Raw genomic sequence first — 9,048 nt, 5'->3', positions numbered from 1 at the left:
TCTTGGTCGAATGATCGGATCATGGAACGAGCATTTAGTTCCTTTAAATTAGTAATTTCTTATCCGAAGCTCAGGTTGGTTACGAATGGCATAAGCCATTCGTACTGGTTTAATTATAAGCTTTCTATTTTAACTTTTTGCTCTAGTAGCTTAGTTTTTGCATCGGTAAATTCAGCTAGCTTAGCATTTTCTTTAGCAAGTACCGCTTCAGGTGCATTGTTAACAAACTTTTCGTTAGCCAGTTTGTTTTGCACTTGCGCTAGGCCTTTCTCAGCTTTTTCAAGTTGCTTGTTAATACGTGCAAGCTCAGCTTCGACATCAATTAACCCCGCCATTGGGATCATAATCTCAAGGTTGCCAACATAAGAGGTTGCACACGCTGGGGCATCGTCTTTGTTTTCAAGCAGAGTAAATGCTTCAAGCTTAGCGAGTGACGCTAAAAACGATTCATTTTCGTTAATACGGCGCACATCGTCGCTCGATGCATTCGCTAGTAATACCGATAGCGGCTTGCTTGGGCTAATATCCATTTCACCACGAATATTACGAATTGCTAAAATGAATTGCTTAACCCACTCTAAGTCATCCATCGCTTGTGAATCAACATTGGCTTGGTTATAAACAGGGAACCCTTGTACCATAATGCTAGTGCCTGTTGTTTCAAGCCCTGCAAGTGGCGCTACACGTTGCCAAATTGTTTCTGTAATGTAAGGCATCATTGGGTGCATTAAACGCAGTAAGCTTTCAAGTACGGTAATAAGTGTATGACGTGTACCACGTTGCTGAGCTTCATTGCCTTTAAATAGTACCGGCTTAGTTAGTTCTAAGTACCAATCACAGAACTGATTCCAGGTGAATTCATATAATGTGTTCGCCGCTAAATCAAAACGGTAGTTATCAAGGTGCTCGGTATAGGTTTTAACCGTGGCTTCATATTGACCTAAAATCCAGCGATCAGCTAACGAGTACTGCTTTTCGCTATCGTTAAAGCCACAGTCTTGCTCTTCTGTGTTCATTAATACGTAACGGCTTGCGTTCCATAATTTGTTACAGAAGTTACGGTAGCCTTCAAGGCGGTTCATATCCCAGTTAATATCACGACCAGTTGAAGCCATCGCTGCTAAGGTAAAGCGCAGTGCGTCGGTACCGTGTGCTTCAATACCGTTTGCAAATACTTTGCGGGTATCTTTTTCAATTTTAGCGGCAAGTTTTGGCTGCATCATATTACCAGTACGTTTTTGTACTAAGTCTTCAAGGCCAATGCCGTCAATCATATCAAGTGGGTCAAGTACGTTACCTTTAGACTTCGACATTTTATCGCCGTTATCGTCACGTATTAAGCCAGTTACATACACGGTTTTAAAAGGAACTTGTGGTTTGCCGTTTTCATCCTTTATAAAGTGCAGCGTCATCATGATCATACGTGCAACCCAGAAGAAAATGATATCAAAACCGGTTACCAACACGTCAGATGGGTGGAAGGTTTTTAAGTCATCGGTATTTTCTGGCCAACCTTGGGTTGAGAAGGTCCACAGTGCTGATGAGAACCACGTATCAAGAACGTCTTCGTCTTGGCTAAGCGCTACGCTATCTGCAATATTGTTATCGCGGCGTACTTCTGCTTCATCACGACCAACGTATACGTTGCCTTCGCTGTCGTACCAAGCTGGAATACGGTGACCCCACCAAAGCTGGCGTGAAATACACCAATCTTGTACGTCGTTCATCCACGAAAAGTACATGTTTTCGTATTGCTTAGGTACAAATTGGATGTCGCCGTTTTTAACTGCGTCTTTTGCAGGTTCAGCAAGTGGTGCAACACGTACATACCATTGGTCAGTAAGTAGTGGTTCAATAACAACACCAGAGCGGTCACCGTAAGGAACAGTTAGGCCATGGTCTTCAATTTTTTCAAGTAGGCCTAGCTCTTCAAATTCAGCAACAATGGTTTTACGTGCGTCAAAACGGTCAAGGCCATGTAAGCGCTCAGGAATTGGCGCATCAAATTTAAGTTCTTTACCATCAAAGGTGTATGTTTCACCTTGGGTTAAAATAGCCGCGTCTTTGTCGAAGATGTTAATCATCGGCATCTTGTGGCGCTTACCAACTTCGTTATCGTTAAAGTCGTGCGCAGGGGTTATTTTTACACAGCCCGTACCTTTGTCTTTATCGGCATGTTCATCGGCAACAATTTTAATACGACGATTAACGATTGGTAGTAAAACCTCTTTACCGATTAGGTCTTGGTAGCGCTCGTCATCTGGGTTTACTGCCACACCTGAGTCACCCAGCATGGTTTCTGGGCGCGTGGTTGCAACAACAATGTAGTCTTTACCGTCTTGTGTAGTTACGCCATCAGCAAGTGGGTAACGTAAATTCCACATGTGACCTTGCTTGTCTTTGTTTTCAACTTCAAGATCAGAAATAGCCGTGTGTAATTTTGGATCCCAGTTAACTAGGCGTTTACCACGGTATATTAGGTTTTCTTTATGAAGGCGTACAAACACTTCTTTAACAGCTTCAGACAGGCCATCGTCCATGGTAAAGCGTTCACGATCCCAATCAACAGAAGCACCAAGGCGACGTAATTGTTTGGTAATCGTGCCACCAGACTCGTTTTTCCATTCCCAAATTTTATCGATGAATGCATCACGGCCTAAATCGTGACGTGTTTTACCTTCTTCAGCAGCAAGCTTACGCTCAACTAGCATCTGCGTGGCAATACCTGCGTGGTCAGTACCTACTTGCCATAACGTATTGTTACCTTGCATACGTTTAAAGCGCGTTAAGGTATCCATGATGGTATCTTGGAAAGCGTGGCCCATGTGTAAGCTACCCGTGACATTTGGCGGCGGGATCATAATTGAATATGGGGTGCCTTGGCCAGATGGCTTAAAGTAGCCTTTTTGCTCCCAGTCTTGATAGAGAGACTGTTCAATATCTTGCGGATTGTAGGTTTTATCCATTACACAGAACCTTAAATAAGTACTTAAATGAGTTAGTTAGCTTTGTACGCAGTGAGCGTTAGCGATTAATATCTTGCGTGGTGATATTGGCACCGAGTTGGCGTAGTTTTTTAAAGCGCTCACGAGCGGCTTGTTTGGCTACGGGCTCTACGGGTACAAAATCAAAAACTTGGTTAAACCGACGAATAAAATCCGGTAAGTGATTGGCCAAGTTAATTAATACTTTACGATTACCAACGGGTGGTGTTGTGCCTATTTCTACAGGTGCGCCGCCTTTTGGGCCTTCGCCTTGTAAATTGTGAGGTACAAAACTGTCGGCATCAAATGTCCAAATAGTTTCGTCAATGCTGTTGGCGGTTTCTTCGCTATCTACAAAAATAAATACGCGTTGACCAAGCCGATACTGTTGCCCAGCTATTTGAGCTGCTAAAGCAAAGTGATCATCGGCTTTAGCTAATGACTCATCTTGTTGCTTTAAAATGAAAAACTGGGCATTCATGTTCATTGTATCGGGATTTCCCATGACATTGATTGTGCTGTTATTAAATACACACAAATTAAGAAGAGGATTTTGCCATATAACGGGGTTTGCTTCAATTAATACCCAATAAATAAGGCGCTTTAAAAGCGCCTTATTTTATACTCTACATTGAGCTGTGAAGCCCTGTGTTGGTTTGTTAGTCGTGAGTTGCTTCGCTAATACCAGCTCGGTTTAATAAATACTGAGTCAGCATAGGAACAGGGCGACCCGTGGCACCTTTTTTAGCACCACTGCGCCATGCTGTACCGGCAATATCTAAATGAGCCCAGTTATACTTTTTAGTAAATTTAGATAAGAAACAGGCCGCGGTAATAGTACCTGCAGCGCGCCCACCTAAATTAGTAAAGTCGGCAAACGGGCTTTCAAGTTGATCTTGATAATCATCCCATAATGGCAGTTGCCATGCACGATCGCCACTTTGCTCAGACGCTTTTAATAAGTCATGCGCCAGTGGATTATGATTAGCTAATAAACCTGTAGCATGGGCACCTAAAGCAACAATACATGCACCGGTTAAGGTTGCAACATCAATCACGGTTTCAGGCTCAAAACGTTCAACATAGGTCAGAGCATCACATAATACTAAACGGCCTTCGGCATCGGTGTTAAGTACTTCTACCGTTTGCCCAGACATAGTTGTTAGTATGTCTCCTGGGCGATAGGCGTTTGAGCTTGGCATGTTTTCACAGCCGGCTAAAACACCAATTACGTTTATAGGTAGCTGCATTTGTGCAAGTGAGCGCATAGCGCCAATAACACCAGCTGCGCCCCCCATGTCGTATTTCATTTCATCCATGCCTTCGCCTGGTTTTAATGAAATACCGCCTGAGTCAAAGGTTAAGCCTTTACCAACGAGAACGATAGGCGCTTGGTCATCGCTTGCGCCTTTGTAGTTAATTACCGACATAACTGATTCGTTATCACTGCCACGACCTACTGCTAGGTATGAGTTCATTCCTAGTTCGGCCATTTTATCTTCGCCAATTAGCTCAACAGTGATGTTATCAAAATTAGCTTCCAGTTCTTTGGCTTGCTCGCCAAGGTACGCTGGATTACAAATATTAGGCGGCATATTAGCAACGTCTTTACACAGCTTACTACCTGCTGCAATCGCTAAACCATGCTCAATGGCACTTTCGCCTATAGTCAGTTCGCGGCGCGTAGGCACATTAAACACCATTTTACGTAGTGGGCGGCGAGGGTCTACTTTTTTACTTTTCAGCTGATTAAAGGTGTAAAGGCAATCTTGTGTTGTTTCAACAGCTTGACGTACTTTCCAATAGGTATCACGCCCTTTAACATGTTGCTCAGTTAAAAAGCATACCGCTTCCATCGAGCCTGTTTCGTTTAAGGTATTGATGGTTTTAGAAATAATTTGTTTATATTGCTTATCGTCTAGTTCGCGTTCTTTACCGCAGCCAACAAGTAAAATACGTTCGCTTAAAATATTAGGTACATGGTGTAATAGTAATACTTGCCCTGGCTTACCTTCTAAGTCGCCACGGCGTAATAAATTTGAGATATAACCATCGCTGATTTTATCAAGTTGTTCACCAATGGGGGATAACCTGCGTGGTTCGTATACGCCAACAACAATACATGCACTGCGTTGTTTTTCTGGGCTACCACTTTTTACGTTGAATTCCATTGTCACTCCTGATTTTGAGTCATCTATAGAAGCTAAGTTGGGACTAAAAATGTGTTTTCTAGTCTTTTTACCTAAATTTTTAGGTCTAGCGCTAATATTAGTAGATTTTACTCGACTCTTACTGTGTATTTGAACTTTATATGCTTAAGGGTTACTAATGCAACATTATATCGTGATGTTAGGTAGGATAATTAATATTGATGGCTTATAATATGTGCTTAATACTCATTTAAAATGAGTGAATTAACTAGTTCACTCATCGTTTTTTATTATTATATTGAAATTCCATGTTTAACAGGGGCGAATGTTGCTAATTTTCCGTTATTTGACCGCTGAGGTTTTAAAATCGCAGGTCGCCGTATTTTTAACTTTAATGACCATATTTTTGTCGCAAAAGTTTGTTGTTATTCTTGGTGATGCCTCAGAGGGGAGTATCCCAGCTAAACTCGTGTTTGCCATGATTGCGCTTAAGTTGCCGCAGTTAGCATCGTTAATTTTGCCACTGAGTTTATTTTTAGGAATTATTTTAGCTTACAGCCGGATTTACGCCGACAGTGAAATGACAGTACTTAAAGCCTGTGGCGTGAGTGAGTGGTATGTAGTGCGTATTACGCTAATTTCAAGTGTCATCTTAGCGTTACTGGCTGCCGTACTTACTTTGTATATTGCACCGTGGGCAAGCGAACAAGAATACCAACTTAAAGAGCAAGCCAAAGCTGATGCTGGTTTATCTGCACTTCGAGCTGGACGTTTTCAACAAACCGGTAACGAAAAAGCCGTGGTGTTTATTCATAATATTGAAAATGGCGGCAAAGAGCTCAACAAAGTTTTTGTGGCACAACTACCCGATAGTGAAAAAAGTGACCTAGCGCGTTTAGTTTATGCAGAGCAGGGCGTTGTTATTGAAGCGCAAAATGGTGAGCAGCAGTTAGTGCTCACTGATGGTAAGCGCTATGAAACTGACGGCGAAGCGCCTTCACTTAACTTGACTGAGTTTGATGGTTACAGCGTACAAATTCGCGAGCAAGAAATAGAACATCAACGTCGTAAGTTAGAAGCCGTGCCAACTCGTGAGTTAATGTCTATTAACACTCCAGAAGCAATTGCACAGTGGCAATGGCGTTTAGCTATTCCGTTATCTATTCCATTATTAACTTTACTAGCAGTACCCCTGAGCGTTGTTAATCCACGCCAAGGTAAATTTGCTAAATTAGTGCCCGCTTTGAGCTTATATTTAGGGTATTTCATTTTACTCAACGCGGCTAAGTTTGCGGTAGAAGATGGGAAAATTCCGCCCTCTATTGGCCTATGGTGGATTCACCTAAGTGCATTATTTATAGGTAGTTTATTAATTATTAAAGGCCGCCCATTAGGTGTTTGGCTGAAGGCTGTCGTGACTAAACGGGAGCAACACATATGATGAAAACGCTTGATTGGTATTTAGGCCGTAGCATTATGCAAACGACTGGATTTGCACTAATGGTGTTGGTGGGGATCAGTACTTTAATAAAATTTATAGAGCAACTTAAATCGGTTGGCCGAGGTAGTTACGATATTATGACCGCCTTGCTATATACCATTTATAGTATGCCCGGCGATTTAGTGGTGTTTTTCCCAATGGCAGCACTTATTGGTGGCTTAACTGGGTTAGGCGCTTTAGCTTCTAATAGTGAGTTGGTAGTAATGCAAGCCGCGGGTATGTCGCGTTTACAAATCATTGGCTCGGTAATGAAAACCGCAATTTTTATGGCGCTGTGCGTAATGGCGCTAGGTGAGTGGGGGGCGCCCGCTGCTCAGCTGCACGCCAAAGAAATGCGTAACCAAGCTATTCATGGCGGGGATGTATTTAATGCACAAAAAGGCGTGTGGGCTAAAGATGGCAGTAACTTTATTAATATTGAAGATGTTGACCAAAATGGCATGCTGCGCGGCGTTAACATGTATCATTTTGATAAATCGTTATCACTAACACAAATCACCAAAGCAAAAGAAGCCGTAGGGCGAGATAGTGGTTGGCTATTGCGCGATGTGAACAAAGTATTGATCAGTGAAGAGCTAATTACCACTGAACAAGTTTCTGAAGAGTTTTACCCGTCGCAGCTTACCGCCGAAAAACTTGGCGTGGTTTCAGTAAAACCAGAGTCACTGTCATTTTCAGGATTGTGGTCATATTTAGCTTATTTACAGCAAAATGAGCAAGATACAAGTACCTATGATTTAGCACTATGGCGTAAATTAATGCAGCCCGTGTCTATTGCCGTAATGTTGTTGGTTGCTTTATCGTTTATATTTGGTCCACTACGCACTGTAACTATGGGCGCCCGCATAATTATGGGGGTGGTAACCGGTATTGTGTTTCACCTAACCAATGAGATATTTGGGCCTGTGGTAATGGTATATCAAATTCCAGCCATTGTAGGCGCTGTTCTACCGAGCATTTTATTTACTGGGTTTGCAGCTTATTTAATGAATAAGCGGGTGTAGCTAGACTTAAAGCTTAAATAAAAAACGCGGCCTTTGTAAAAAGCGCCGCGTTTTTTTATGCTTTAACTTGAGGTTATACCAATTCGCTTAATCAAGTATTATTGCGGATTGATATCAATCAAGTTCGCGATACACGCGTTTATTTTCTTCTTTGGTGAGCGTAACCACTTCGGTTTTTGATAAGTAATCTTGTAGTGCTTTTTTATTTTTAAAATCCACTAATACCACTAAATTACCTAAACCCAGCAATGCGCTGATACTGCGGATAATAGCTTGTGGCCAGCTAATTAAACTTCCTTGGTTGGTTTGTACTTTTAAGCGCCATGCGCGCATACCAATTGTTTGCCCGCTTTTGGTCCAAAAGTAACTAAAAAATATAACATTTACGCCCACAAACAACGCACTGCGAATGCCATCTAGTAAAGGTGAATTATCTATAAATGCAGCAGGGTCTTGACCTTCGGTTTGTTCAATAAGGCCCGTAGAAATTAAAACTTGAATTGCAGCAAAGTACAAAATAGCGGTTAGCATAGATAATGAAATGACGACTAAAGAGTCGTATATTAGCGACGCAAAACGGCGCCAAAAGCCAGCACGTGGAAACTCACCCGACATAAAAATACTCTCACTGTTAATGTGTGGCTAGTTTAGCAAATAAGCCGCTAAATACTACCTATTACGCTAGGTGCTTAACCAGCTATTGGTTCAAATGTTAATGGTTGCCTAAATGTTAAGCGGTTGATCACGCTTAATACATAAAACGCTTGCCGCTTTGCTCATTGTTTGTATAATGCTAGGCAATGAGATGGAAGAGGGTACATAATCTTTCACTCTTAAGTGGTTTTTCTTTATCTTCTCGTGTTTAGAAGGTTAAAGAAAAATGATGCCAGCGTGATGAAATTGGTATACATGGGGGATTCAAAATCCCCTGCCGCAAGGCGTGCCGGTTCAAGTCCGGCCGCTGGTACCACTTTTTATAGCCCCTGCTAGATTTAGCAGGGGTTTTTTTATGCCTTAGATTTGAGTGGCTGAACTTGAGCGGCACGTGAGGTGCCGCTGTTATAAGTAAAAGTCCGGCCACTGGGTGAGAGTGAACCGAAACGTAGTTTCGCAGTGACTCGAAGTGAGTTCATGGATGAACGATGGATGCAGCTTCAGGGATGAATTATTTATTCAGCTATATACGTTATAGCCCCGACCAAATTGGTTGGGGTTTTTTTATGCCTTAAATTTGAGTGGCTGGACTTGAGCGGCACGTGAGGTGCAGCTTTTATAAGTAAAAGTCCGGCCGCTGGGTGAGAGTGAACCGAAACGTAGTTTCGCAGTGACTCAAAGTGAGTTCATGGATGAACGATGGATGCAGCTTCAGGGATGAATTATTTATTCAGCTATATACGTTATAGCCCCGA

At 42.2% G+C, this 9,048-nt stretch carries 6 protein-coding genes and 1 tRNA gene; 3 read left to right on the top strand and 4 right to left on the bottom strand.

Annotated features, from left to right (window positions below):
- Positions 1-113: 113 nt before the first annotated feature.
- From AAEY57_RS18030 to pepA, 3 genes are all read right to left on the bottom strand, one after another.
- Complete coding sequence (locus tag AAEY57_RS18030) at positions 114-2,966, bottom strand: valine--tRNA ligase (protein ID WP_350608438.1); 2,853 nt, start codon at positions 2,964-2,966, stop codon at positions 114-116.
- A 58-nt stretch (positions 2,967-3,024) separates the two neighbouring features.
- Positions 3,025-3,471, bottom strand: coding sequence for a DNA polymerase III subunit chi (locus tag AAEY57_RS18025; RefSeq protein ID WP_013464165.1), 447 nt, complete (start codon positions 3,469-3,471; stop codon positions 3,025-3,027).
- 172 nt (positions 3,472-3,643) lie between these two features.
- A complete protein-coding gene (gene pepA, locus AAEY57_RS18020) occupies positions 3,644-5,155 on the bottom strand; it encodes a leucyl aminopeptidase (RefSeq protein ID WP_013464166.1) in 1,512 nt (503 codons plus the stop codon).
- Between the two features lie 307 nt (positions 5,156-5,462).
- Between pepA and lptF the strand changes: the two genes are divergently transcribed.
- Both lptF and lptG read left to right on the top strand, forming a co-directional pair.
- Positions 5,463-6,575, top strand: a complete 1,113-nt coding sequence (gene lptF, locus AAEY57_RS18015; protein WP_350608439.1) for an LPS export ABC transporter permease LptF — start codon at positions 5,463-5,465, stop codon at positions 6,573-6,575.
- Positions 6,572-7,639 (top strand): LPS export ABC transporter permease LptG, encoded by a 1,068-nt coding sequence (gene lptG, locus AAEY57_RS18010; protein WP_350608437.1) that lies wholly within the window; start codon positions 6,572-6,574, stop codon positions 7,637-7,639. The genes lptF and lptG overlap by 4 nt, the downstream gene beginning before the upstream one ends.
- 114 nt (positions 7,640-7,753) lie before the next feature.
- Here the strand turns inward: lptG and AAEY57_RS18005 are convergent, their stop codons facing one another.
- The gene (locus AAEY57_RS18005) at positions 7,754-8,254 is read right to left on the bottom strand and encodes an RDD family protein (RefSeq protein ID WP_350608436.1); all 501 of its coding nucleotides are present in this window, start codon (positions 8,252-8,254) and stop codon (positions 7,754-7,756) included.
- Positions 8,255-8,524: 270 nt separating this feature from the next.
- Here AAEY57_RS18005 and AAEY57_RS18000 point away from each other — a divergent pair.
- A tRNA-Leu gene (locus tag AAEY57_RS18000) sits at positions 8,525-8,609 on the top strand.
- Positions 8,610-9,048: the final 439 nt, after the last annotated feature.

The sequence above is a fragment of the Pseudoalteromonas sp. MER144-MNA-CIBAN-0113 genome (genome assembly GCF_040308965.1).
GTDB classification, from domain to species: domain Bacteria; phylum Pseudomonadota; class Gammaproteobacteria; order Enterobacterales; family Alteromonadaceae; genus Pseudoalteromonas; species Pseudoalteromonas tetraodonis.
The sequence above is the reverse complement of the archived record's forward strand: the minus strand, read 5'-3'. Positions and strand labels throughout refer to the sequence as shown.

What these genes read in the sequence shown, in the direction of transcription:
- AAEY57_RS18030 (WP_350608438.1), bottom strand. Translation starts at nt 2,966, where the DNA reads ATGGATAAAACCTACAATCCGCAAGATATTGAACAGTCTCTCTATCAA.
- AAEY57_RS18025 (WP_013464165.1), bottom strand. Translation starts at nt 3,471, where the DNA reads ATGAACATGAATGCCCAGTTTTTCATTTTAAAGCAACAAGATGAGTCA.
- pepA (WP_013464166.1), bottom strand. Translation starts at nt 5,155, where the DNA reads ATGGAATTCAACGTAAAAAGTGGTAGCCCAGAAAAACAACGCAGTGCA.
- lptG (WP_350608437.1), top strand. Translation starts at nt 6,572, where the DNA reads ATGATGAAAACGCTTGATTGGTATTTAGGCCGTAGCATTATGCAAACG.
- AAEY57_RS18005 (WP_350608436.1), bottom strand. Translation starts at nt 8,254, where the DNA reads ATGTCGGGTGAGTTTCCACGTGCTGGCTTTTGGCGCCGTTTTGCGTCG.